Here is a 23319-nt window from a genome sequence, read left to right on the forward strand (position 1 = left end):
AGCGCGCACGGGAGGCCCGGGACCAGGTGGTCCCGGGCCTCCCGTGCGTCGTTCCCGGCCCTGGTATTGCCGACAGCGAACTCGGGAGATGCGCCGCGTTGCACCCGATAGGTTCGACGACAAGCGACAACTGAACGGGAGCTACACATGGCCGAAGCGACACTGAACCCCAGTGTTTTTGACCGTCTTCTGAGGGACCGGATCGTCTGGCTCGGCTCCGAGGTCCGTGACGACAACTCGAACGAGATCGCTGCGAAGCTGCTGCTGCTCGCGGCGGAGGACCCCGAGAAGGACATCTACCTCTACATCAACTCGCCCGGTGGTTCGATCACCGCCGGCATGGCCATCTACGACACGATGCAGTTCGTCCCGAACGACATCGTCACCGTCGGTATCGGGCTCGCCGCCTCGATGGGGCAGTTCCTGCTCTCGTCCGGCACCCCGGGCAAGCGCTACATCACCCCGAACGCCCGCGTGCTCCTGCACCAGCCGTCCGGTGGCTTCGGCGGGACCGCCGCCGACATCCAGACCCAGGCCAAGGTCATCCTCGACATGAAGCAGCGCATGGCGGAACTCACCGCCGAGCAGACCGGCAAGTCGATCGAGCAGATCCTCAAGGACAACGACCGCGACAACTGGTTCACCGCGCAGGAGGCCCTGGAGTACGGCTTCGTCGACCACCTCCGTGCGATGTCCAGTGAGGTCATCGGTGGCGGCGGGACGGTCGGCGACGGCGAGACCGAGACCCCGGCCGCGGCGCCGTCCGCCGAGTAGCCCACCACCAAGAAAAGGAAATCGAGAATGCATCTCCCCATGCTCGGTGGCGCGCAGAACGTCCCCGCACCCTCCGACCGCTACATCCTCCCGAGCTTCGAGGAGCGCACCGCCTACGGCTACAAGCGCCAGGACCCGTACGCCAAGCTCTTCGAGGACCGCATCGTGTTCCTCGGCGTGCAGGTGGACGACGCTTCGGCCGACGACATCATGGCCCAGCTGCTCGTGCTCGAGTCGATGGACCCGGACCGCGACATCGTCATGTACATCAACTCGCCCGGTGGCTCGTTCACGGCCATGACGGCGATCTACGACACGATGCAGTACATCCGTCCGCAGATCCAGACGGTGTGCCTCGGTCAGGCAGCGTCCGCCGCGTCGGTGCTCCTGGCCGCCGGCACGCCGGGCAAGCGTCTCGCGCTGCCGAACGCCCGCGTGCTCATCCACCAGCCGGCAACCCAGCAGGGTGGCGGGCAGGCGTCGGACATCGAGATCCAGGCCGCGGAGATCCTCCGCATGCGCACCTGGCTCGAGGAGACCCTGTCCCGGCACTCGAACCGCACCCCGGAGCAGGTCAACCACGACATCGAGCGCGACAAGATCATGTCCGCGCAAGAGGCCGTCGAGTACGGGCTCATCGACCAGGTGCTGACCAGCCGCAAGTCGCTGCCGGCGCTCGTCAAGTAGTCCCGACAGACCGAGGGCCCCGACCGTTCTGGTCGGGGCCCTCCGTCGTGTCCGGCGGCTTGGTGGCCGCGCGCCTTCGCCGCTTGCGCGGTCTGCGGCCTGCGGCCTGCGGCCGGCCTGCGGCCGCCCACCCTTCCGCGAGATCGCAGTCGTTGCCGTTCTGGGTCTCCTCAGAACGGCAACGACTGCGATCTCGCCGGGGGGCGCCTGCGGTCAGTCTCGGGCGTCGTCGGCGAGGTCGTCCTCGTCGTCGCGGCCGCGTCCGGCGGTCGCCGGCTCCACGGCGGATCCGGCAGGGCGGCGGAGCAGCAGCAGGACCACCACGATGAGCGCCACGAGCACGAGCCCACCCGCGCCGATCCAGATGGCGTCGCCCACGACCCCGCTGGAGCCGCTGCCCGCGCTGCCCGTGCCGGAGTCCGACGCGGCGGCTGACGAGCCCGGCCCGGACGCGCAGACCGGCGGCCGCGTGCTCCCCGTGGCGGGGCGGAACCCGGCCGGGGCATCCCACCGGAACCGGTACTGGTCCGACACCGTGTGGCCGTCGGCACTGACGATCTGCCACTCGATCGTGTACTCACCCGACCGTCCGAGCGCCGCCTTCGTCGTCATCGACGGGCCGTCCACGATGAGGCAGCCGTTCTCGTAGTACCGACCGCTCGGTCCGACGATCCGGTAGGCGAAGCCCGAGTTGGTGTCGCCGATGTCGAGCAGACGGTCGTTCGTCGTGATCTCGAACCGCTTCGGCAGTGAGGTCAGTGTGCCGTTGACGGTCGGCGTCGACGCGATCATGTAGTTGTGCGCGGAGGCCGGGGCCGCCAGTCCGAGGACGGCGCCTGCGGTGACCGCCACCGATGCCAGCGCGAGGGCGAGCGCGCGACGCGCCCCGGTCCTCCCGGCCGGCGACGCCGCACCGGATCCGGTGCGGATGCGGCGGGCGCTCACCGGGGACGCCGCCGGGCCATGGCGGCCGCGCTCACGACGCCCACCGCGCCGACGACGAGTCCGGCGATGCCGAGGCCCCGAGCGACGAGGTCGGTGTCCCCGCCGGCGGATCCGGTGCCGCTCGTCTCGGTGCCGCTCGCCTCGGTGCCGCTCGCACTGCCCGTCGCCGCGTCGCTGGCGTGCTCCTGCGCGTGGTCGTCGTCGTCGTCCGCGCCCGGGATCGCCGCGGTCAGGGTGACGGCCGGTGCGGGGTGCTCGGGCTCGTCCTGGCCGGCTTTCTGCACCTGGTCCCACTCGGTCGATCCGGTGACGCACGTCTGGGTCACGGGGAACGCGACGATCGTGCCGGGCTTGCCGTCGGGCAGCGAGAGCGAGAGCTGGAAGGTGTCGCGCTCGTCCGCGGCCAGGGGCGTCGTCGCCGTGTACGTGACGCTCGTCACGCGCGTCCCGGCGTCGGCGGGGTCCTCGTCGTCGCTCGCGGACTGCTTGCTCGTGTAGGGCTCCGTTGCCTTGGTGATCGTCCAGTTGGGGTTCACCGTGGGCGTGACGTCGATGACCGACCGCGGAACGTGGAAGGTCAGCGCGGTGGTCGGGGAGCCGTCGCACCCGTGCGGGACCGAGAACGTCAGGGTCGTGTACGAGTCGGCGGCGGTGTCCGTGGCCGTCGCCTCCACGTGGGCGCTCGCCGCGGCGGCGGTCCCGAGGACGAGAGCGGCCGTGATGCCCACGGTGGCGGCGGTGCCCGCGACGAGGCGCTTGCGCATGGAGGTCCTTTCGCTTCTACAACTTGTAGAGTCCCGACGGCCACCGTAGTCCGAGGCGGTCCTGCGGCACAAACCGGCCGCCCCGAGCGAACGCGTGGTGGTTTGCGGCACGGTCGCGCCGTCAGTGTCGTCGGATGCGATTAGGCTCAACTCCACGACGACCTCGTGTGCCAGCCACCGGTGCGCGACGACCAAGGAGGCCTCGCATGGCACGCATCGGAGAGAGCGCCGATCTCCTCAAGTGCTCCTTCTGCGGCAAGAGCCAGAAGCAGGTGCAGCAGCTCATCGCGGGCCCGGGCGTGTACATCTGCGACGAGTGCGTCGAACTCTGCAACGAGATCATCGAGGAACGCCTGGCCGAGGCCGGCGAGGACACCGCGGACGGCGACTTCGACCTCCCCAAGCCGCGCGAGATCTTCGACTTCCTCGAGGAGTACGTCATCGGACAGGACCCGGCCAAGCGTGCGCTGTCGGTCGCGGTCTACAACCACTACAAGCGCATCCGCGCCCAGGGTGCGATCACCGCGGCCGAGCACCGCGGCGACGACATCGAGATCGCCAAGTCGAACATCCTGCTCATCGGCCCGACGGGCTGTGGCAAGACCTACCTGGCGCAGACCCTGGCCAAGCGGCTCAACGTGCCGTTCGCGGTCGCGGACGCCACGGCGCTCACCGAGGCCGGCTACGTCGGCGAGGACGTCGAGAACATCCTGCTCAAGCTGATCCAGGCCGCCGACTACGACGTCAAGCGGGCCGAGACGGGGATCATCTACATCGACGAGGTCGACAAGATCGCCCGGAAGGCCGAGAACCCCTCGATCACGCGCGACGTCTCGGGCGAGGGCGTGCAGCAGGCGCTCCTCAAGATCCTCGAGGGCACGACGGCGTCGGTGCCGCCGCAGGGTGGGCGCAAGCACCCGCACCAGGAGTTCATCCAGATCGACACGACGAACGTGCTGTTCATCGTGGCCGGGGCGTTCGCCGGGCTCGAGGACATCATCTCGTCCCGCATCGGCAAGCGGGGCATCGGCTTCGGCGCACCGTTGCACAGCCCGCTCGACCAGACCGACGTCTACGGCGAGGTCCTGCCCGAGGACCTGCACAAGTTCGGCCTCATCCCGGAGTTCATCGGGCGCCTCCCCGTCGTGACCACCGTGACACCGCTCGACCAGGCCGCCCTCATGGAGATCCTGACCGAGCCGAAGAACGCGCTGGTCAAGCAGTACCAGCGGATGTTCCAGATCGACGGCGTCGAGCTCGAGTTCGACCGGCAGGCGCTCGAGGCGATCGCGGACCTCGCGGTGCTCCGCCAGACCGGTGCCCGTGGTCTTCGCGCCATCATGGAAGAAGTCCTCGGCCCGATCATGTTCGAGGTGCCCTCGGACGATGACGTCGCTCGCGTCGTCGTCACGCGGGAGTCCGTGCTCGAGAACGCCGCGCCGACGATCGTGCCGCGGGCGCGCAAGCGCGTCGAGAAGTCCGCGTAGCGCCGCTGCAACGCGGTCGGCGGACGTCCCGCTGGCCCGTTGAACACGCCCGTGCCGTTCGAACACCGCGATCCCGGTGTTCGAACGGCATCGCGGTGTTCGGAGCCTGGCGGCGCCCCGGCGCGACGACGGGCGGCCTACTCGAGCCCGCGGCGGCGCAGCAGGGGACCGACCTCGGCGTCGCGGCCCCGGAACTCGCGGTAGGCCTCGAGCGGGTCGCGGGAGCCTCCGACACCGAGGACGATCGAGGCGAACCGGCGTCCGGCCTCGCGTGACAGGCCGCCGTGCTCCCGGAACCACTCCACGGTGTCCGCGTCGAGCACCTCGCTCCAGATGTAGCCGTAGTAGCCCGCGTCGTACCCGCCCGAGAACGTGTGGGCGAAGTACGTCGACGAGTAGCGCGTGGGGACCGCGGGGACGGCGATGCCGGCGGCCTCGAGGGCGTCCTGCTCGAACGCCTCCACGTCGGTCACCGCCGCGGCCTCCGCGGAGCTGAGGCGGTGCCAGGCCTGGTCGAGCATCGCGGCAGCGAGGTACTCGGTCGTGGCGAAGCCCTCGTTGAACCCCTCGGAGTCGCTGAGGCCGAGCACGAGTTCCGCGGGCATGGGCTCGCCGGTCTCGTGGTGTCGGGCGTAGTTCACCAGGACCTCGGGCCAGTTGAGCCACATCTCGTTGACCTGGCTCGGGAACTCGACGAAGTCGCGCTCGACGCTCGTGCCCGAGAACCGCGGGTACGTCGTCCGCGCGATGAGGCCGTGCAGCGCGTGCCCGAACTCGTGGAACAGCGTGGTGACCTCGTCCTGGGTCAGGAGTGTGGGGGACCCGGCGGCGGGCTTCGGCACGTTGAGGTTGTTGACGACGACGGGCAGGGTGCCGATCAGGGCCGACTGCTCGACGATCGGGTTCATCCACGCACCGCCGCGCTTGCCGTCGCGCGTGTACAGGTCGAGCAGGTAGAGGCCGACCGACGCGCCCTGTTCGTCCGTGACCTCGAACACCCGGACCTCGTCGTTGTAGCCGTGCAGGTCGGGCCGCTCGGCGAACGACAGGCCGTACAGGGCGTTCGCCGCGTGGAACACGCCGTCGTGCAGCACGCGCTCCGCCTCGAAGTACGCGCGCATCGCGGTCGCGTCGACCGCGAACTGCTGGGCGCGGAGGATCTCGGTCGCGTACGCCCAGTCGTGCGCCTCGACCTCGTGGCCGAGCACCCGCGCACGGACCTCGCGCTCGTCCCGGGCGTTCGCGGCCGCGGCGGGCGCGAGCGACGTCAGGAGGCCGTCCACCGCCTCCGGCGTCCCTGCGGTCTCGTCGGCGGTCACGGCGGCGGCGTGGTTCGGGAACCCGAGGAGTTCCGCGCGCTCGGCACGGAGCCGGACGATGCGGAGCACGAGGTCCCGGTTGTCCCAGTCGTTGCCCCGCCGACCCCGCTGCAGCGAGGCGTCCATGATGCGGGCCCGGACCGCTCGGTCCGTCAGCGTCGCCAGGTAGGGGTGCCCGGTGAACAGCGGCAGGGTGATGAGCCAGCCGTCCAGGCCGCGCGCCTCGGCGGCCCCGCGGGTCGCGGACCGGGCACCGTCGTCGAGGCCGTCGAGCTCCGCCTCGTCGGTGATGTGCACGGCGAGGTCGTTCGTGTCGTCGAGCAGGTTGCGCTCGAACCGTGTCGTGAGCGTCGAGAGCTCCTGGTTCAGCGCGGTCAGGCGCTCCTTGCCGGCGGCGTCGAGCCCCGCACCGGCCAGGGTCATCTCGGTGTGGGTCCGCTCCACCAGGCGGAGGTCCTCGCCGGTCAGGCCGAGGTCCTCGCGGGCGTCGTGCACGGCGGCGACCCGCTCGTACAGCCGACTGTCGAGGGTGATCGCGTCGCGGTGGGCGGCCAGCAGCGGCGAGATCTCGGCCTCGAGGTCGTGGATCTCGGCGGTCGAGTCCGCCGAGGCGACGGTGAAGAAGGCCATGGACACGCGCGCCAGGAGCTGCCCGGACCGCTCGAGGGCGACGAGCGTGTTGTCGAACGTCGGGGACTCCGGGTTCGTCGCGATCGCCTCGACCTCTGCACGCTGCTCGCGCATGCCCTGGTCGAACGCGGGGCGGTAGTGCTCGAGCCGGACCTCGGTGAACGGGGGGAGCGCGTACGGGAGGCTGCTCGGGGCGTCGAAGGGCGTGGCCATGTCCACCACCCTAGGACCGGGGGTGCGGGGACGCCCGGGGGCGGGCCTCCCGGCCGGTTCAGCGGGTGGCGACCGCGGCGTCGACGAGCGTGGCGGCGGCGCGTCGGGCGTGGACGGCGGCGTCGGCGGTGCCGGCGATCGCCGCGGTGGTCTGGGCGCCCTCGGCGAGCAGTGCGAGCTGGGCGGCGAGCTCCTCGGCGTGGGCGTGGTCGAGCCCGATGGTGGCGGTGAGCCCGGCGATGTACCGCTGGAAGGACTCCTTGTGTCGCCGCGCCATGTCCGCGATCGCAGGGGAGGTCGCGCCGAGTTCCCCGAAGGCGTTGATGAACCCGCACCCGCGGAACGAGCTGTCGGCGAACCACGCCTCGAGGTAGTCGTAGACGGCGAGGAGCTTCGCTCGGGGCCCGTCGGCGGCGTCGACGGCGGCGCTGACCCCGCGCTCCCACATGTCGTGCCGGCCGGCGAGGACGGCGACGACGAGGTCCTCCTTGCCGGGGAACTCCTTGTAGAGGCGTTTCAGCGACACGTTCGCGGCCGAGCGGACGGCGTCCATGCCGACCGACTGGATGCCACGTCGGTAGAACAGCTCGTCGGCAGCGGCGATGATGCCGGCCCGGGTGTCGTCCTGCTCGACGGTGACGGTGCTCATGTCTGGTTCCTCTGGTCCTCGGTCGTGGCAGCGGAGGAGCTGCGGCGGGATGGTGTCGACGTCCCCCGTTCGGAGCAGTACCTGCGAGTCGGCTGAGACCGGCTTGCGCGGAGAACGCTCGTTCTCTACTGTAGCGGACATCGGCGGAGAACGATCGTTCTCCACCGGACCGGACCGAGAGACGGCCCGGACGACGAAGGGATGTAGGACGATGAGCACCATCACGGTCGGGACCGAGAACAGCATCGACATCGAGCTCCACTACGAGGACAAGGGCACGGGCCAGCCGGTCGTGCTCATCCACGGCTTCCCGCTCGACGGCAACTCGTGGGAGGGCCAGGTGCCCGCGCTCCTCCAGGCGGGCTACCGCGTCATCACGTACGACCGCCGCGGGTTCGGGCAGTCGTCGCAGCCGTCGACCGGGTACGACTACGACACGTTCGCGGCGGACCTCAACGTCGTCATGGAGACCCTCGACCTGCACGACGCGATCCTCGTCGGCTTCTCGATGGGCACCGGCGAGGTCGCCCGGTACATCGCCACCTACGGTTCCGGGCGCGTCGCGAAGGCCGCGTTCCTCGCGTCGCTCGAGCCGTACCTCGCGGTGACCGACGACAACCCGGGCGGAGTGGCGCCGATGTCCTTCTTCGAGGGGATCGCCGAGACCGTCGCACAGGACCGCTACGCGTACTTCACCGCCTTCTACCAGGACTTCTTCAACCTCGACGAGAACCTGGGCAGCCGCATCAGCGAGGAGGCGGTCCGCAACGCGTGGAACGTGGCCGCCGGTTCCGGGGCCATCGCGTCCGCGGCCGCGCCCCTGACCTGGCCGACCGACTTCCGCGCGGACATCCCCCAGGTGGACGTCCCCGCGCTCATCGTGCACGGCACCGGCGACCGCATCCTGCCGATCGACGCCACCGGCCGGCGCTTCGCCGCGGCGCTGCCGTCGGCGGACTACGTCGAGATCGAAGGGGCGCCGCACGGGCTCCTCACGACCCACACCGCGGAGGTGAACGAGGCCCTGCTCGCCTTCCTCCGCAAGTAGGCCCGGCGCAGCACCAGCCCGCTCCTCTCGCACCCCGCCCTCCGATCCGGCAGGGCGGTGGCCGCAGGGCGATGCCCCGCTCCACTCCGGAGCGGGGCATCGCCGTGTCCGGCGCTCGCGGCCCGCGAACGGCCGTCGCTGGGAGCGACGGCCACCCGGAGGGCGTACCAGTGGACCGTCAGGAGACGGGGACGTCCCGCTCCGCCGAGCGCACCGGGAGGCGCACCATGGGCAAGCGGAACCGCACGATCGTGATCACGGGGGCGTCCAGCGGCATCGGTCGGGCCACGGCGCTCCGGTTCGCCCGCGCCGGCGACGCGGTCGTCCTCGCCGCCCGTCGTCCCGCCGCCCTGGAGGCCGTGGCAGCCGAGTGCCGTGCGCTCGGTGGCGAGGCGCTCGCCGTGCCGACCGACACGAGCGACGAGACCGCCGTGCTCCGCCTGGCAGCGGAGGCCGTCCGCCGGTTCGGACGCATCGACGTGTGGATCAACGACGCCGCCATCTCGTCGTTCTCGCCGTTCCTGCAGATGCCGATGGACGAGTTCCGCCGTGTGATGGACGTCAACGTCATGGGGTACGTGTACGGCGCACGCGCGGCCCTCGAGGTCATGGAGCGGCAGGGGCGTGGCGTGCTCGTCAACGTGTCGTCCATCGTGGGCGAGGTCCCGCAGCCGTACACCGCGCCCTACGGCATGTCGAAGGCGGCGGTCCGTGCCCTCGGCGTGAGCCTCCGGTCCGAGCTCATGCTCCGCGGCAAGAAGCGCATCCACGTCGTCACGGTCCTGCCGCCCACCGTGGACACGCCGTTCTTCCGGCACAGCGCGAACCACACCGGCCGCAAGATCGTCGCGCTGCCGCCGGTCTACGGTGTCGACAAGGTCGCGCGCGCGGTCGTCCGCGCGGCCGACGCGCCCGGCAAGGCGACCGAGATCGCGATCGGAGGTGCCGGCAAGGCGTTCGTGCAGCAGCACCGCATGACCCCGGCCGCGGTCGAGGCGCAGATGGCGATCCAGACCGACAAGACGCACCTGTCGCGCCACGAGCACGTCCCCGACAACCAGGGCACGATCTTCACCCCGTCGTCCGACCCGCGGGACGCGACGGCGGATGGCGGGTGGCACGGCGGACGGCGCACCGCGAGCCGCAACGTGATGGGCTGGGCGCTCGTCGGCGCGATCGCGGTGTTCGTCGGACGGCGTCTCCGCGCGCGCTGACCAGCCCCTCCTGGCTGCCTGCCCGGCCCAGCCGAGACCGGGCTGGGTCCGCTCAGGGCTCGTCGTCGTTGGGCGGCGTCGTCACGGCCTGCCCGAGCGGGTCGAGGTGGATCCGCGTCCCGTCGTCGAGCTCGGCGATCGGTCGGCGCTCGAGCCACGTCAGGGTCCAGCGCCACGTCGAGGCGTCGACCCCCTCGTCGGCGAGTTCCTCCTCGACCGTCCGGACCGCGACGAGCATCGCTTCCGGCAGGGCGGCCGGTGGCTCCTGCCCGACGCTCCATCGTGTGCCCAGCTGCATGGTGCCTCCAGTCCGTCCCAGTCCGATCCGAGATCGCAGTCGTTGCCGTTCTGATCGAACCAGAACGGCAACGACTGCGATCTCGCGGAGGGGGGTCAGACCGCGGGCTGCTCCTCGAGCTCGATCTCCACGACGCTGAGTTCCGCGCCCTCCGCGAACGCCAGGTTCCGGATGCGCCCGACGGCGGCCAGGTCCGGCGCGGCCCGCTCGATGAGCGCCCGCACCGGCTCGGGGGCCGCGACGACCGCCCGGGTGACCGGGGTCTTCTGGGACGCCTTCGCCGCCGTCTTCGCGCCGCGGATCCCGATGAGCGCCTGCCCGACGGCCTCGAGCAGCCCGGTCTCGTCGGCGTCCGTCGGCAGGTCCGCCGCGGTCGGCCAGGAGGCCCGGTGCACCGAGCCGTCGTGCGTCCAGGCCCACACTTCCTCCGTCGCGAAGGGGAGGAACGGTGCCAGCAGGCGGGTCAGCACGTCCATCGCGGCGCGGAGCGCGAGCACGGCCGAGGCCTGCGTCTCGTGGGTGGCGTCGTCGGCGGTGCCGTACGCGCGCTCCTTGACGAGCTCGAGGTAGTCGTCGCAGAACGTCCAGAAGAACCGCTCGGTGACCTCGAGCGCGCGGGCGTGGTCGTACTGCTCGAACGCGGTCGTGGCCTGCTCCACGACCGAGCGGAGCGCGGCGAGCATGTCCACGTCGAGCGCCTCGGTGACGCTGTGCGCACCGACGGGCAGCTCGAAGCCGTGCACGAACTTCGCGGCGTTGAGCACCTTGATCGCCAGGCGTCGACCGACCTTGATCTGCTTGGGGTTCTGCGGGTCGAACGCCGCGTCGGTGCCGAGACGCGAGGACGCCGCCCAGTACCGGACCGCGTCGGCGCCGTGCTGCTCGAGCATGTCGATGGGCGTGACGACGTTGCCCTTCGACTTCGACATCTTCTTGCGGTCCGGGTCGACGATGAACCCCGAGATCGAGGCGTTCGCCCACGGGGCGACGCCGTCCTCGAGCTGGGCCCGGAGCGCGGTCGTGAACAGCCAGGTCCGGATGATGTCCTGGCCCTGCGGACGGACGTCGTACGGGTAGACGATCCCGAACAGGTCGGGGTCCCGCTCCCACCCGCCGGCGAGCTGCGGGGTCAGGGACGAGGTCGCCCACGTGTCCATGACGTCGACCTCGCCGATGAACCCGCCGGGGACGCCGCGCTGGTCGGCGGAGTAGCCAGGCGCCGGGTCGGACGACGGGTCCACGGGGAGCTGATCCTCGGTCGGGGTGATCACCTGGTCGAACACGGGGTTGCCGTCGGCGTCGAGCGGGTACCAGACGGGGAGCGGCACACCGAAGAACCGCTGCCGCGACACGAGCCAGTCGCCGGACAGGCCGTTCACCCAGTTCTCGTACCGGACGCGCATGAAGTCCGGGTGGAACGCGATCTGCTGACCGCGCTCGACGAGGGTGTCCTTGAGCTGCTGGTCGCGCGACCCGTTGACGATGTACCACTGCCGCGTCGACACGATCTCGAGCGGCTTGTCGCCCTTCTCGAAGAACTTGACCGGGTGCGTGATCTTCTTGACGTCGCCGATGAGCTCGCCCGATTCGGTGAGCGCGTCGACGACGACCTGCTTGGCGCTGAACACGGTCTTGCCGGCCATCTCGGCGTACACGGCCAGGCCGCGCTCCGAGGTGATGACGTCGGGCGCCTGTGACACGATGCGGCCGTCGAACCCGATCACCGAGCGGTTCGGCAGCTGCAGCTCGCGCCACCAGACGACGTCCGTCGTGTCGCCGAAGGTGCAGATCATCGCGATGCCGGCGCCCTTGTCCTGCTGTGCCAGGTGGTGTGCGAGCACCGGGACCTCGACGTCGAACAGCGGGGAGCGCACCGTCGTCCCGAACAGGTCCTGGAACCGTTCGTCGTCCGGGTGCGCGACGAGTGCGACGCACGCGGGGAGCAGCTCCGGCCGGGTCGTCTGGATCACGACGTCGCCGCTGCCGTCGGTCTTGTGGAACGCGATGCCGTGGTACGCGCCGGGCTGGTCCCGGTCCTCCAGTTCGGCCTGCGCCACCGCCGTGCGGAACGTGACGTCCCACAGAGTCGGTGCGTCCGCCTGGTAGGCCTCACCGCGGGCGAAGTTCCGCAGGAACGCCTTCTGCGCGATCGCCTGCGATTCGTCGCCGATCGTCCGGTACGACTGCGTCCAGTCCACCGACAGGCCGAGGGTGCGCCACACGTGCTCGAACTGCTGCTCGTCCTCGACGGTCAGGCGCTCGCACAGCTCGATGAAGTTGCGGCGTGAGATCGGGACCTGGTCGGCGGCCTTGGTGCTCTTGCCGTCGCCGCCCTCGAACGGTGGCGTGAAGGACGCGTCGTAGGGGAGCGACGGGTCGCAGCGGACGCCGTAGTAGTTCTGCACGCGGCGTTCCGTCGGCAGGCCGTTGTCGTCCCAGCCCATCGGGTAGAACACGCGCTTGCCGCGCATGCGCTCGAACCGCGCCTTGACGTCGGTGTGGGTGTAGCTGAACACGTGCCCGATGTGCAGCGAGCCGGACGCCGTGGGCGGCGGGGTGTCGATCGAGTAGACGTCGGCGCGGGTCGCACCATCGCGGTCGAACCGGTAGATGCCGTCGGTCTCCCACTGCGGGCCCCAGACCTGCTCGAGGCCGTCCACCGAGGGCTTGTCGGGCATGGGCTTGGTCATGGCTGCACCTTCCGGTCGATGTGTGCGGCACCGAGTCCGTGATGAGGTGCCTGAGTGTTCCGCGCGCTGCGGGTCGGGACAAGGGTACCGGGGCCGGGAGGGTCGGACCAGTCGCCGCCACACGGCGACCACGACAGGCGAGGCGCACACCCTGAGCGGTGAGGACGCGCACGGGCCCACCGATACGGCACTCTGGTACGTGACATTCCACGACGTCCAGGAGGACCAGGACCAGTGACCGCGCCATCGAACGACACCACGACGTCCCGGCCGCGCCGCAGGGGAACGTCGGACCTCGTCCGGTCCGCCCGGCGCCGCCTGACCGCGGACGACGTGACGGTCGTCGACGGTCCGCTGCTCAAGCGCGCGGTCACCGCGGCGGCGCTGGGCAACGCGATGGAGTGGTTCGACTTCGGCGTCTTCGCCTACCTCGCCACGACGATCGGGCAGGTGTTCTTCCCGTCGGCGGACCCGACGGCCAGCACGATCTCGGCGTTCGCGACGTTCACCGCGGCGTTCCTGGTCCGACCGCTCGGCGGCGTGGTGTTCGGTCCGCTCGGGGACCGGATCGGGCGACAGCGGGTGCTCGCGCTGACGATGGTGCTCATGGCGGCCGGGACCTTCGCCATCGGGCTGGTGCCCGGGTACGACCGGATCGGGCTGTGGGGTGCGGTCCTCCTCTTGCTCGCCCGGCTGTTGCAGGGGTTCTCGACGGGCGGTGAGTACGGCGGGGCGGCGACGTTCATCGCCGAGTACGCACCGGACCGGCGCCGTGGCGCCCTCGGCGCCTGGCTCGAGTTCGGGACGCTCGGCGGGTACGTGCTCGGCGCCGGGCTCGTGACGGCCCTCCAGGCGACGCTGTCGGACGACGCGCTGCTCGCGTGGGGGTGGCGGGTCCCGTTCCTCGTGGCGGGTCCGCTCGGGGTCATCGGGCTGTACCTGCGTCTCCGGCTCGAGGAGACGCCCGCGTTCCAACGACAGCAGGCCGCGCTCGCCGAACGCGAGGCGGAACGGACCCCGGTCGTGCGCCTGCTCGCCGAACACTGGCGGCCGCTGCTCGTGTGCATCGGGCTGGTGCTCGTGTTCAACGTCACCGACTACATGCTGTTGTCCTACATGCCGACCTACCTGACCGAGACGCTCGGCAGCGACGCCACCGACGGCCTCGTGCTCGTCATCGTCGTGATGGTCGTCATGATGGCGGTGATCGGGCTCGGCGGCCGGCTGTCAGATCGGTTCGGACGGCGCCCCGTGCTCTTCGCGGGCTGCATCGGCTTCATCGTCCTGTCGTGGCCGGCCCTCGCCCTCGTGCAGACCGCGGACCCGTGGCTCGGGTTCTGCGGACTGCTGCTCATGGGACTCGTGCTCGTGACGTTCACGTCGACCATGCCGTCGACGCTGCCCGCGCTGTTCCCGACCGCCGTCCGCTACGGCGCGCTCGCGATCGCGTTCAACGTCTCGGTGTCGTTGTTCGGCGGGACGACACCACTGGCGACCGAGGCGCTCGTCGCGGCCGCTCACGACGCCGGCCTGCCGTGGGCGGACGACGTGCCCGCGCTGTACCTCGTCGTCGCCGCGGTGATCGGGCTGGTCGCGGTGGCCTGCACCACCGAGACCGCACAGGAGCCGCTGCTCGGCTCGGGGCCCACCGTGACCACCGAGGCCGAGGCGTCCGCGGTCATCGAGCAGTACGCCGACCCGACGAGCGCGTTCTCGCGCACGAGCTGGGCGCGAGACTTCGCCACGAGTCAGATCCCGGTGGTGGGGGAGCAGGACGCCCCACGCGATCGCCCTCCGTCCGTTCGGTAGGGTCGACGCACGCTGCCGAGCGGGCGGCGCGACAGCGACGCGCGGAGGTCGGATGTGCTGACCGTGGTCCTCGGGCTGCTCGGCGCCATGACCTACGGGGTGTCCGACTTCCTCGGCGGGGTCGGGTCGCGGACGGCGAGGCCGATCGTGGTCACGGCCATCGCCGCGGTCGTCGGCATCTTGCCGCTCGTGGCCGCCGTCCCCCTGCTGCACGCCCGGTTCACCGGCCACGCGCTCCTGTGGGGGTCCGTCGCCGGGATCGCGGGCTCCATCGGCGTCCTGCTGCTCTACGCCGCGCTCGCGATCGGGCCGATGAGCGTGCTCTCGCCGGTCACGTCGGTGTTCGCGGCCGTCGTGCCCGTCGTCGTCGGTGTCGTCGCGGGGGTTCGACTCGGGCCGGTGGCGATCGCCGCGATCATCGCCGCCGTCGTGGCCGTCGTGCTCGTCGCCACCTCGGCGAGCGGGTCCTCGACGCCGCTGACCCTCCGCGGCCTCGGGATCGCCGCCGTGTCGGGATGCGGGTTCGGGGTCCTGGTCATCGCCTACGCCCGGACCGACGCAGCGGACGGGATCGCGCCGCTCGTCGTCGCCCGGGTGATCCAGGCGATCGTCATGTGGACGGGCGTGCTCGTCGTCGTCGCACGATCGCGACGCGCTGCCGCTGCTGCGCCCGCCGGAGCTGAGGGTTCGCCGGATCGCGCACCGCTCCTCCCGGTCCACCGGCGGTTCTGGGGCGTCGTGGTCGCGTGCGGGTGCTTCGACGCGTCCGCGAACGTGTTCATCCAGGCCGCACTGCACGTGTCCGACGACCCGGCGGCGCTGCCCGTGGTCAGCGTGCTGGACGCGCTCTACCCGATCGGGACGATCCTCCTGGCCGCGATCGTGCTGCGGGAGCGGTTGTCGCGCGTGCAGGTCGCGGGCTTGGTGCTCGGGTTCGCGGCGAGTGCGACGCTGGCACTCGCGTGAGGTCCGCTGTCAAGCAGGCTGCGTCTGCTCGCCAGTGCCAGCGGGCGTGAGCCGGTCGCGCAGGAACTGCACCGTGCGGTCGCGGGCCGCGAGTGCGGGATGCCCGGGGACCTCCCGGACCTCGTTGGTGAGCACGGAGTGGGCGTGCGGGCCGAAACCGCCGCTGTTGCCGGGGGACGAGTCGAGCTCGATGACCTCGAAGGCGTCCCCGAGCCGACGCTTGAGTGTCTCGAACCGGGCGCGGGGCACGCTGCCGTCCTCGCTGAACCGCAGGCCGAGTGCACACACCTCGCCCGCGGCGGCATGCGCGGCGATGCGGTCGAACTCGGCCGTCGAGACGGGCCCCGGCGCGAGCTTGCGCGCGCGGCCGAGGGGGAACGGGACCGCGGGCTGACTGAGGACCGATGCCCTGACCGTGTCGTCGATCGCCGCCGCCAGCGCGAAGCCCCCGGTGAAGCACATGCCGATCACGCCGACACCCTTTCCCGGTGTCCGAGCCGCGAGGTCCGCGGCGACGGCGCGCAGGAAGTCGGTCACCGGTCGATGCGCGTTCACCGCGAAGGCGCGGAACTCCGCCGAGACGCACAGTCTGGCGACCACGCCGAGGGTGGAGGCGGGCGTCGCTGACCGACCCGGCTCACCGAAGGGCGATGGGACGACGACGGTGAAGCCGCTGTCGACCAGGTGCTCCGCGAGCCCGAGGACCTCGGGCGTGATCCCCGGGATCTCCGGGATGAGGACGACGCCGGGGCCGGTGCCCTTCTCGAAGCAGTCGTACGTCAGACCACCGCCCGTGAACGGTGAGCGCCTCCATCCGGTGAGGTCGGATCGAGGGGCGGTGCTGGCGGGCATGGCGACTCCTTCGTCGGTGGATGCAGCCTACGGGGCGGTGCTCGGTGGGGTCCGTGCGGTCACCCGCGCTGCTCGGTCGACCCGCCGCTGCCAGCGCACCGTGCACTTCGTCGCCCGCCACTCACCCGGCGTGCCGGGAGGCCCGACTCCCGTCCTCCGCGCGGCGTCCGCCGATGCCGAAGAACGCCGCGGCCGCCGCCGCCACGGACACGTCGTGACCGGTGCGCCCGAGGACGAAGGGCGCCCGCTTCGGCCCGGGGACCGTGTGCCCGCCCCGGTGGACCGTGACCAGGCGGACGGGCATGCGCCCGTCCTCCCGGTGGTCGACCTGCTCCATCCACGTCGATCCGTGCCCGTCGGAGGGGATCCGGTCCACGACCCCCGGCGTGCTGATGCCGTTGCGCCGGGCGAAGTACGCGGCCGTGTCGCGTGCCGACAGGGCGCTGCCGCCGACCTTGAAGAAGCGCTGTGCCCACGGCTTCACCGCGCCACCGGCGTAGGGCGCGATCGGGTCGGCCGTGCCGTGCACGAGCAGGATCGGGAGCGGCGTCGTGGCAGGTGTCTCGGTGGGGAGCAGGAAATCGTCGCGCGTGGGCATCGTCGCGGCGACGACCGTGACGCCGGCCAGCAGTTCCGGTACCTCGTGCACCAGGCGCATGGCCATCTGGCCGCCGTTCGAGTAGCCGATGACGAACACCCGGTCCGGGTCGATTCCGTGCGATCGCTCGAGCGTCCGGATCGTGGTGCGGACGAACGCGACGTCGTCGATCCCCTCGAGTCGCGCCGGGAATCCGCTCTGCCGTCGGGCGTCGTTCCAGTTCCCGCGGTACCCGTCGAGGTACACGACCACGGCCGTGCCGCTCGCCGCGAACGCGTCGTACATGCCGCCCGTGAAGGCGCGGTGCTTCGCGCCGGTCTGCTTCGACCCGTGCAGGACGAGGACGAGGTCTCGGGCCCGCCCGGCCTCCGGATCGCCCACGATCGTCATCGTCCGCTGCCTGCCGTCCACGTCGATGGTGCTGCGCATGCCCGTCCTCCTCGTGCTCGTGTGCCGTGCTGTGCGCGGTCGGGACCGACGCTAGAGTCTGACGTCGTGTCAAGGTCAAGTGAGGTGGGGGCGGCGGATGAACATCGGTGAGCTGAGTGCACGGTCCGGCGTCAGCGCCCGCTCGTTGCGGTACTACGAGCAGCAGGGACTCCTCAGCGCTCGCCGCAGCCCGAACGGCTACCGGACGTACACCGACGACGCCGTCGAGAAGGCGCGGGTCATCCGGACGATGTTCGAGATCGGGTTCTCGCGCGAGGACGTCCGGGCGGTCATCCCCTGCGCGACCGGGCGGCACGACACGGTCGACCGCCGCGCCGTCCGGGGCACGGTCGAGCGGATGCGCGACGACATGTCCGAGCGGATCGACGAGCTCGTCAGGACGCGTGCGGCGTTGACGGAGTTCCTCGAGCGCGGGGTGTGACCGCGCGGCGTGCGACCGCGGGAAGCGACCGCGGGAAGCGACTGCGGGAAGTGACAACGTGGGGAGCGACAGCGCGGGCGCGAGATGCGCGCCGGTCGTGACCGCTGACGCCCGACCTACCCCGCCGCCAGCCGCTCCGCCGCCGCCAGGAGCCGCGCCGTGACCGGGTGCGCCGGCCGCCCGAACACCCGATCGGCCGGCCCGGCCTCGACCACCCGCCCGGCGTCGAGCACCAGCACGTCGTCGCTCATCCGCCGCACCGCCGCCAGGTCGTGCGAGACGAAGAGCATCGCCGTCCCGCTCTCGCGCTGCAGCCGCTCGAGCAGCGCGAGCACCGCGTCCTGCACGGTGGCGTCGAGCGCGGTGACGGGTTCGTCGAGGAGCAGCAGGTCCGGTCCGGTCGCCAGGGCCCGGGCGATCGCGAGCCGCTGCCGTTGCCCGCCGGACAGGGTGCGGGGACCGCGGGGCCGGAGCGCGGGGTCGAGGTCGACCCGGCGGAGGGCGGCGTCCACGGCGTCGGCGACGGCACCGGCGGCACGTCGAGCGCGTCCCGCGGTGAGTGCGTCGACGAGCACCCGCTCGACGCTCCATCGCTCGTCGAACGTCGACCCGGGGTCCTGCACGACGGCGGCGATCCGGTGACGACGTGCCCGCCGCGCGGCTTCCGGGAGGGGCGCCCAGGCCGCGCCGTCGAGTCGCACCCGTCCGGTGGCCGGGTCCGTCAGCCCGAGGAGCACCCGGGCGAGTGTCGTCTTGCCCGACCCGGATGCGCCGACGACCCCAAGCGTCCGGCCCCGAGCCAGCGCCAGATCGACGTGCTCGAGCACGCTCCGTCCGTCGTACCGAGCGCCGAGGTCCTCGCCGACGAGCACCGGTCCGCCGGACGGCGCCGCCACGGACACCGGCGCGGGTGTCTGCGCCGCGTCTCCACCGACGCGCACCGCGATCCGCGCGTGCTCGGCCGCGGCGACGAGCGCCCGCGTCACGGGATGGCGGGGCGTCCGCAGGACGGAGGCGGTGCGCCCGCTCTCCACGATCCTCCCGTCCGTCATGACGGCGACGCGGTCGGCCCAGCCCGCGACGAGCCCCATGTCGTGCGTGATGAGGAGGAGTCCGGCGCCGGCGTCCCGGACGCGCTGCAAGGTCTCCATGACCGTGACGGCGATGCCGGCATCGAGCGCCGTGGTCGGCTCGTCCGCGATCACGAGTGTGGGACCACCGACGATCGCGGCGGCGATGAGCGCCCGCTGCCGCATCCCGCCGGACAGGGTGTCGGCGCGCCGTCCGTCGCGGGCGAACGCGGCGTCGAGACCGACCCGGTCGAGCGTGGCGGCGACCCGGTCCAGCCGCTCGCGCGCAGTGAGTCCGGTGTGGAGGCGGAGGGCGTCGGCGACCTCGCGGCCGACGGGACGGAGCGGATCGAGCGCGCCGAGGGCCTCCTGGCCGACGTACCCGACGCGTCGACCGCGGATCCGACGCCACTGCCGCTCCGACGCGGTCCGCAGGTCCGCGCCGTCGAGCTCGAGCCGTCCCGCGGTGACCCGGGCGCCGGGCGTCGAGAGCCCGAGGAGGGCCCGCGCCGTCACCGACTTGCCCGACCCGGACGGGCCGACGAGCGCGACGCACTCGCCGGGCGCGATGCGGAGGTCCACGCCGCTGACGACGGTCCGGCCGTCGATCGCCACGGCGAGGTCGGTGACGTCGAGGACCGGGAGGCCCGCGGCGGACGGACCCGTGGACATGCCGCCGTCCACGTGCGCCCCGATCGCGCTCACCGCGGCACTCCGAGTCCGCGCAGCCGACGCCCGAGGACGGTGACCGCGGCCGCGGTGACGACGATCGCGAGCCCCGGGAAGGCGCTCGTCCACGGGGCGGTGTCGAGGTAGGTCCGGCCGTCGGCGAGCATCGCGCCCCACTCCGGCGCCGGCGGCGGTGTGCCGAGGCCGAGGTAGCTCAGGGCCGACGCCCACACGACGGCCTGCCCGACGCCGAGGGTGCCGACGGCGACGATCGGCCACAGCGCGGTCGGCAGGACGTGGTGCACGACGATCCACGTCGGGCGCCGTCCGAGCAGCACGGCGGTCTCGGCGACGGCGGAGGCCCGCGCGGTGCGGACGAGCCCCCGGACGATGCGCCCGTACCCGGGGGCGGTGGCGAACCCGACGGCGATGGTCGCGGGCACGGCGCCCGGCCCGGTCACGGTGATGACGACGAGCGCGACGAGCAGGATCGGCAGGGCGAACCCGACCTCGAGCACCCGCCCGACCACGGCGTCGGCGATCCGGCCGCCGAGCCCCGCGACGAGCCCGAGGAGGACCCCGGCGACGCCGCCGACGAGGGTCGCGACGACGCCGACGGTCAGCGAGGCGCGGGTTCCGGCGACCACGCGCGCGAGGACGTCGCGGCCCGACTCGTCGGTGCCGAACGGATGGAGCGGGGACGGTGCGAGCAACGCCTGCGCGGGGTGCACCGCCAGCGGGTGGGCGCCGCCGAGTGCGGCCGGCCAGACGGCGGCGAGGACGGCGAGGAGCACCACGACGGCGGCGACGCTCCCGGACGGTCCGAGGGCGCGGACCGTGCGTCGCCATGCGGTGCCCGGCGCGCCGACGGTCCCGGGGACGGCATCGTCCACGCCGGCCGCCGGGCGGCCCGGGTCGACGATCCCGGTCACGGAGCGGCCCGCCCCGTGGTCGGCCGGGGAGCACCCGGGCGGGGCCGGCGAGTGCGTCGGACGGACGAGCCGGTCGGTGCCGTGCGGGTCACCCGCGGGTCGACGACGCGTTCGACGAGGTCCGCGACCGCGAGCACCACGACGTACGCGAGGGCGGACACGAGCGCGATCCCGGCGACCAGGGGCATGTCCCGCTCGGTCACGGCGCCGACGAGACTCCGTCCGATGCCGGGGAGTGCGAACACGGACTCGACGACGACCGCGCCGGACACGAGCGACCCGAAGGCCCAGGCGCTCAGGGCGATCCCCGGCAACGCCGCGTGCCGCAGCAGGTGCCGGGAGAACAGGCCGACGGGGGACTCGCCTCGCGCTCGCGCCGCGAGGGCGAACGCAGACCGCTCGGCGTCGAGCACACCGTCGCGGATCGTCTGCGCCAGGTAGCCGGCCACGGGGACCGCGACCGTGACGGCCGGGAGCACCCATCCGCCGACCGTGCCGTCGCTCACCGCGGGGGCCCATCCGAGCCCGGTCGCGAACACGACGATGAGCACGCTGCCGAGCCAGAAGTGCGGCGTCACGCTCGCCGCGACCGCGATCCCCGACGTCAGGGCGGCGGCGATCCGCCCACGACGGGTCGACCACCACGCGGCGACGACGGCCAACGCCCACGCGACGACGAGTCCGGCGAGCGCGAGCGTCAGGGTGACCGGGAGCTCCTGGGCGAGCAGGGCGGCGACCGGTGTGTGGAAGGTGTACGAGTCGCCGAGCCGCCCGGTCGCCAGCCGTCCGAGGAACACCGCGTACTGCACGACGACGGGGCGGTCGAGCCCGTACTCGGCGCGGACGTGCGCGACCGCGGCGGCCGAGGCCTGCGATCCGGGCCCGCCGAGGATCGCCTGCGCGGGGTCGCTTGGGATCGCACGGATCGCGACGAACACGATCGTCGCCACGGCCCAGAGGACGACGACCGCCCCGACGACCCGGCGCGCCAGCCAGGCCGCGGCGGTGCCGAGCCGGACCCGGGGAACGGGGTCGGGCCTCCCGGCCGGAGCGGCCGGACCGGTCGGAGTGGCCGGACCGGTCGGAGTGGCCGGACCGGTCGCGCCGTCCGTCAGTGGTCGATCCACGCGGTCCCGAAGTCCGGGGTGCTCACCGACGTGGTCGTGATGCCGTGGACGCTCGACCGGTACAGGAACTGGTTCTGCTGGTCGTACAGCGGCAGCACGGTGCGGCTCGTGAGGATCCGGTGCTGCGCCTCGGCGTAGAGCGTGGACCGCGTGGTCGGGTCCGTCGTGCGGGCGGCCTGTTCGAGCTCGGCGTCGAGCTGGGGCTCGGACAGCTGCGCGAGGTTCGCGAAGTACCCGGACGGCGCGGGCGTGATGCTCGCGCTGTCGTACAGGATCCGGAGCACGTCCGGGCCGACCTTCGTGTACGGGGCACTGACCACGTCGTAGTGGTTCGCGGCGAGTGCGGCGTACCAGCTGGACAGGTCGAGCTGGTCGATGCGGACGTCGAAGCCGACGGCCTTCTCGGACGCCTGGATCTGCTGGAAGAGGCTGCGCTCGGCCGGGATCGACTGGTTCGTCGACACCGGGAACGTGACGGTGAGCCGCTGGCCGTCCTTCGTGCGGACGCCGTCCGACCCGACCTTCCAGCCGTCCGCGTCGAGCAGGCGCTTCGCGGTCGCGGGCGAGGAGCTGAACAGCCGCTTGTCGCTCACGGCGAGCGGCTCGACGCTCGACAGGACGGAGTACGACCGCTTCGCCGTGCCGAGGAACAGGGAGCGGATGCCCGGATCGATCTGCGCGCCGGCGATGAACGCCTTGCGCACCTGCTCGTCGCGGAACACCCCGTGGCCGGAGTTGAGCTCGAGCCGGTTCGAGGCGCCGGGCCGCGGGGCGTCGAGGTCACGGATGCTCCCCGTCGAGCTCGCCGCGTGCAGCTGGTCGGGCTGGGCGTTGTCGATGACGTCGACCTGGCCGGACTTCAGCGCCGCGTAGCGCGAGGTCGAGTCGGGCAGGAACCGCCAGGTGATCCCGGACAGCCGGGGCTTCGTGCTCGAGTTCCCGAGCGGCGTGAAGTGCGTGTTCCGGGTGAGGCTGACGTGGTCGCCGTGCACCCACTTCGTCACCACGAACGGACCCGTCCCCACCGGGCTGGCGCAGTTGGTCGCTTGCGAGCGGGCCAGCGCCTTCGGCGACTCGATCCCGACCCACGGCTGCGACAGCGACTCGAGCAGGGCGCTGTCCGGGCGGCTGAGGCGCAGCGTCACCGTGTGGGCGTCGGTCGCGGTCGCCGTCGTGATCGCGCCGAGGGCCAGGTACCCGGTGCTCGACGCGGTCGCCGGGTCCTGCACGTGCTCGATGTTCCGGACGACGGCGGCCGCGTCGAACGGCGTCCCGTCGCTGAACGCGACGCCCTCGCGCAGGTGGAAGGTCCAGGTGCGGCCGTCGCTGCTCGTGGTCCAGCTCGTCGCGAGGGCGGGCTGCGCCTTCCGGTCGCTGCCCATGGTGACGAGCTCCTCGATGTACTGCGACGCGAGGAGCGCCTGCGGGTAGTTGCCACCGACGTGCGGATCGAGGCAGGTCGGTTCGGCGTCGCCGGACGCGTACACGAGCGTCCCGCCGTGCGTGGGCGTGCTGCTGGCGCTCGGGCTCCCGCCGGAACACGCGGCGACGGCCAGGAGGACCGCGGTCGCGCCCGCCACGGTCGTCGCGGTGCGCGCGACGCGCTTCGAGCGGGTGCGGATCAGCGGGGGAGCGACCGCGGCGCGAACGGCGGAGGCGATTTTGTGCACCGAGTCCAAGAACATGTCCGGGTGAGTCTAGCGGTTG

General features: G+C 72.2%; 20 protein-coding genes. 8 read left to right on the top strand and 12 right to left on the bottom strand.

Translation table 11 applies throughout. The annotated features are described in order from the left end of the window. The first annotated feature begins 147 nt into the window (after positions 1 to 147). Positions 148 to 774 (top strand): ATP-dependent Clp protease proteolytic subunit, encoded by a 627-nt coding sequence (locus tag DEI88_RS04145; RefSeq protein ID WP_111011021.1) that lies wholly within the window; start codon positions 148 to 150, stop codon positions 772 to 774. A gap of 27 nt (positions 775 to 801) precedes the next feature. Next, positions 802 to 1461 (top strand): ATP-dependent Clp protease proteolytic subunit, encoded by a 660-nt coding sequence (locus tag DEI88_RS04150; RefSeq protein WP_111011022.1) that lies wholly within the window; start codon positions 802 to 804, stop codon positions 1459 to 1461. A 213-nt stretch (positions 1462 to 1674) separates the two neighbouring features. Here the strand turns inward: DEI88_RS04150 and DEI88_RS04155 are convergent, their stop codons facing one another. Further along, complete coding sequence (locus DEI88_RS04155; protein ID WP_111072359.1) at positions 1675 to 2406, bottom strand: copper resistance CopC family protein; 732 nt, start codon at positions 2404 to 2406, stop codon at positions 1675 to 1677. After that, positions 2403 to 3170 carry a YcnI family copper-binding membrane protein gene (locus DEI88_RS04160; RefSeq protein WP_111011024.1) on the bottom strand — a complete coding sequence of 256 codons (768 nt, stop codon included), beginning with the start codon at positions 3168 to 3170 and terminating at the stop codon, positions 2403 to 2405. The genes DEI88_RS04155 and DEI88_RS04160 overlap by 4 nt, the downstream gene beginning before the upstream one ends. A gap of 206 nt (positions 3171 to 3376) precedes the next feature. Between DEI88_RS04160 and clpX the strand changes: the two genes are divergently transcribed. Beyond that, positions 3377 to 4657 carry an ATP-dependent Clp protease ATP-binding subunit ClpX gene (clpX, locus tag DEI88_RS04165; RefSeq protein ID WP_111011025.1) on the top strand — a complete coding sequence of 427 codons (1281 nt, stop codon included), beginning with the start codon at positions 3377 to 3379 and terminating at the stop codon, positions 4655 to 4657. A 137-nt stretch (positions 4658 to 4794) separates the two neighbouring features. Here the strand turns inward: clpX and DEI88_RS04170 are convergent, their stop codons facing one another. Further along, positions 4795 to 6819: a M3 family metallopeptidase gene (locus tag DEI88_RS04170; protein ID WP_111037254.1), complete on the bottom strand. Its 2025-nt coding sequence runs from the start codon at positions 6817 to 6819 to the stop codon at positions 4795 to 4797. 58 nt (positions 6820 to 6877) lie between these two features. Beyond that, positions 6878 to 7468: a TetR/AcrR family transcriptional regulator gene (locus DEI88_RS04175; RefSeq protein WP_111011027.1), complete on the bottom strand. Its 591-nt coding sequence runs from the start codon at positions 7466 to 7468 to the stop codon at positions 6878 to 6880. Between the two features lie 211 nt (positions 7469 to 7679). On the opposite strand from DEI88_RS04175, the gene DEI88_RS04180 reads away from it, so the two are divergent. After that, positions 7680 to 8516: an alpha/beta fold hydrolase gene (locus tag DEI88_RS04180; RefSeq protein ID WP_111072358.1), complete on the top strand. Its 837-nt coding sequence runs from the start codon at positions 7680 to 7682 to the stop codon at positions 8514 to 8516. A 170-nt stretch (positions 8517 to 8686) separates the two neighbouring features. Continuing rightward, positions 8687 to 9730 (top strand): SDR family oxidoreductase, encoded by a 1044-nt coding sequence (locus DEI88_RS04185; RefSeq protein ID WP_258372238.1) that lies wholly within the window; start codon positions 8687 to 8689, stop codon positions 9728 to 9730. Positions 9731 to 9782: 52 nt separating this feature from the next. Here DEI88_RS04185 and DEI88_RS04190 read toward each other — a convergent pair whose 3' ends face one another. Both DEI88_RS04190 and valS read right to left on the bottom strand, forming a co-directional pair. Continuing rightward, positions 9783 to 10028, bottom strand: coding sequence for a hypothetical protein (locus DEI88_RS04190; RefSeq protein WP_111072357.1), 246 nt, complete (start codon positions 10026 to 10028; stop codon positions 9783 to 9785). 95 nt (positions 10029 to 10123) lie between these two features. Then, positions 10124 to 12718 (bottom strand): valine--tRNA ligase, encoded by a 2595-nt coding sequence (valS, locus tag DEI88_RS04195; protein ID WP_111072356.1) that lies wholly within the window; start codon positions 12716 to 12718, stop codon positions 10124 to 10126. Between the two features lie 234 nt (positions 12719 to 12952). On the opposite strand from valS, the gene DEI88_RS04200 reads away from it, so the two are divergent. Together DEI88_RS04200 and DEI88_RS04205 are read left to right on the top strand one after the other, a co-directional pair. Then, the gene (locus DEI88_RS04200; RefSeq protein WP_111072355.1) at positions 12953 to 14527 is read left to right on the top strand and encodes an MFS transporter; all 1575 of its coding nucleotides are present in this window, start codon (positions 12953 to 12955) and stop codon (positions 14525 to 14527) included. Positions 14528 to 14581: 54 nt separating this feature from the next. Continuing rightward, positions 14582 to 15493, top strand: a complete 912-nt coding sequence (locus DEI88_RS04205; RefSeq protein ID WP_111072354.1) for a DMT family transporter — start codon at positions 14582 to 14584, stop codon at positions 15491 to 15493. A 9-nt stretch (positions 15494 to 15502) separates the two neighbouring features. On the opposite strand, the gene DEI88_RS04210 is transcribed toward DEI88_RS04205, so the two are convergent. Both DEI88_RS04210 and DEI88_RS04215 read right to left on the bottom strand, forming a co-directional pair. Then, the gene (locus DEI88_RS04210) at positions 15503 to 16345 is read right to left on the bottom strand and encodes a dienelactone hydrolase family protein (RefSeq protein ID WP_111072353.1); all 843 of its coding nucleotides are present in this window, start codon (positions 16343 to 16345) and stop codon (positions 15503 to 15505) included. Between the two features lie 121 nt (positions 16346 to 16466). After that, positions 16467 to 17372, bottom strand: coding sequence for a CE1 family esterase (locus DEI88_RS04215; protein WP_111072352.1), 906 nt, complete (start codon positions 17370 to 17372; stop codon positions 16467 to 16469). 97 nt (positions 17373 to 17469) lie between these two features. On the opposite strand from DEI88_RS04215, the gene DEI88_RS04220 reads away from it, so the two are divergent. Next, positions 17470 to 17814 (top strand): MerR family transcriptional regulator, encoded by a 345-nt coding sequence (locus tag DEI88_RS04220; RefSeq protein ID WP_111011037.1) that lies wholly within the window; start codon positions 17470 to 17472, stop codon positions 17812 to 17814. Positions 17815 to 17930: 116 nt separating this feature from the next. Here the strand turns inward: DEI88_RS04220 and DEI88_RS04225 are convergent, their stop codons facing one another. From DEI88_RS04225 to DEI88_RS04240, 4 genes are read right to left on the bottom strand one after another with little or no spacing between them, the layout of a single operon-like run. Beyond that, a complete protein-coding gene (locus tag DEI88_RS04225) occupies positions 17931 to 19589 on the bottom strand; it encodes an ATP-binding cassette domain-containing protein (protein ID WP_349775207.1) in 1659 nt (552 codons plus the stop codon). Next, a complete protein-coding gene (locus DEI88_RS04230; RefSeq protein ID WP_258375132.1) occupies positions 19586 to 20485 on the bottom strand; it encodes an ABC transporter permease in 900 nt (299 codons plus the stop codon). Before DEI88_RS04230 ends, DEI88_RS04225 begins: the two co-directional genes overlap by 4 nt. Next, positions 20482 to 21612, bottom strand: a complete 1131-nt coding sequence (locus DEI88_RS04235; protein WP_349775208.1) for an ABC transporter permease — start codon at positions 21610 to 21612, stop codon at positions 20482 to 20484. The genes DEI88_RS04230 and DEI88_RS04235 overlap by 4 nt, the downstream gene beginning before the upstream one ends. Continuing rightward, positions 21597 to 23297, bottom strand: a complete 1701-nt coding sequence (locus DEI88_RS04240; protein WP_111072351.1) for an ABC transporter substrate-binding protein — start codon at positions 23295 to 23297, stop codon at positions 21597 to 21599. The genes DEI88_RS04235 and DEI88_RS04240 overlap by 16 nt, the downstream gene beginning before the upstream one ends. Between the last annotated feature and the right edge of the window lie 22 nt (positions 23298 to 23319).

The sequence above is a fragment of the Curtobacterium sp. MCBD17_003 genome (assembly GCF_003234885.2).
In the GTDB taxonomy this organism is placed as follows: Bacteria; Actinomycetota; Actinomycetes; order Actinomycetales; family Microbacteriaceae; genus Curtobacterium.